Below are 643 nucleotides of genomic sequence, written 5' to 3' on the forward strand. Positions count from 1 at the left end.
AAACGCTGCATCGATGCGTGCGATCTGGGCGCTATCAGGTCTGAACATCGCCCTCACTCCGCCGCTTCCGGCATCGCTGCCGCTTGCTGGAAGCCGTCGAGGAAATCGACGGCTTTCTGTGCATGGGATGCGGCGCGGAAGATCGCCCGCTTGTCGTCCTTCAGAACCTTCAGCCAGCTTTGGATATAGGACGCGTGATCGGTGAGATGGTCCGGTCGGAGCCCCAGAGAGGCGCCAAGGAACGCGGAACCGAGTTCGGCGACCAGCTCCTCCAGGGCGTATCCGTCATCGCCCCATTTCTTGCGCCCGAAGTCCCGCTCAAGGCGGCCCGGGCCTTTGGTCCAGTGGATATGTTCGTGCGCAAGGGTCGCATAGTATTTTTCGGCATCCGGGAAGGTCTCAAACGGGGGCATGCGGATATAATCGGCCGCGCCGCCGTAGGCGTAGAAAGCTTGGTTTCCGCCGTGCCGAACATCGGAGCCGGTCGCGGCAAAATACCGCTCGGCGGCATCGTTCCGCTCGGCAGACGGACGCGGCGCGGACGGCGCCGGATAGAAGTGCTCGGGCAGTCCGTCGATCTGGTCGGCATTGAACACCGTGTAGGACCGCATAAAGCGGATAACGCGGGCGTCCTCGTCGGTGT

Annotated in this window: 1 protein-coding gene; it reads right to left on the reverse strand. The window is 62.8% G+C overall.

Annotated features, from left to right (window positions below; all coding sequences use genetic code 11):
• Positions 1–53: 53 nt before the first annotated feature.
• Positions 54–643: ArdC family protein (locus tag IG168_RS20480; protein WP_264300135.1), on the reverse strand; the 590-nt coding region annotated here is incomplete at its 5' end.

Origin of the sequence: Microbulbifer hainanensis (assembly GCF_014904735.1) — a bacterium.
Taxonomy (GTDB): domain Bacteria; phylum Pseudomonadota; class Gammaproteobacteria; order Pseudomonadales; family Cellvibrionaceae; genus Microbulbifer; species Microbulbifer hainanensis.